The sequence below is a fragment of the Candidatus Krumholzibacteriia bacterium genome, from assembly GCA_030748535.1.
In the GTDB taxonomy this organism is placed as follows: domain Bacteria; phylum Krumholzibacteriota; class Krumholzibacteriia; order JACNKJ01; family JACNKJ01; genus JASMLU01.
Map to the genome: position 1 here is coordinate 1 of JASMLU010000032.1, position 542 is coordinate 542.

Below are 542 nucleotides of genomic sequence, written 5' to 3' on the forward strand. Positions count from 1 at the left end.
CGGTCCGATCCTACGTTCAATAGTATTCTTACCAGTTTTGAAAATCCATTTCTAGGAATTATTGCTGGTGCTGTTTTCACCGCCTTGATCCAGAGCAGCAGCGCTACCACAGGAATTGTCATTACTTTAGCAAGTGGCGGATCCATAACGCTAGAAGCTGGCATACCGTTGATCTTTGGCGCCAATATCGGCACCTGTGTTACCGCGATCCTAGCTGGATTGAATGCAACTCGTGATGCCAAGCGTGTCGCTATAGGGCATGTAACCTTTAATATTATTGGAGTGTTGTTGTTTTGTTTTTGGATTCCATATTTTGCTGATTTTATAGCGCAGACATCTGATAATGTTCCCCGCCAGATTGCCAACGCTCATACAGTCTTTAATATTATGGCCACGATTATCTTTATCCCCTTCACGCCATTTATATCCAAGACCATTCTCCGTTATTTCCCTGATAAGGAAGAACTGCGCAATATAGAGCAACCGGCTATTTTGAATCTGGATGAAAAGGTATTGAATCAGCCAGGAGCCGCGATTAATAG

At 43.4% G+C, this 542-nt stretch carries 1 protein-coding gene; it reads left to right on the top strand.

Annotation, left to right across the window (positions count from 1 at the left end; all coding sequences use genetic code 11):
- On the top strand, window positions 1-542 hold a 542-nt coding region (locus tag QGH30_09775), incomplete at both ends, for a Na/Pi symporter (GenBank protein ID MDP7022614.1).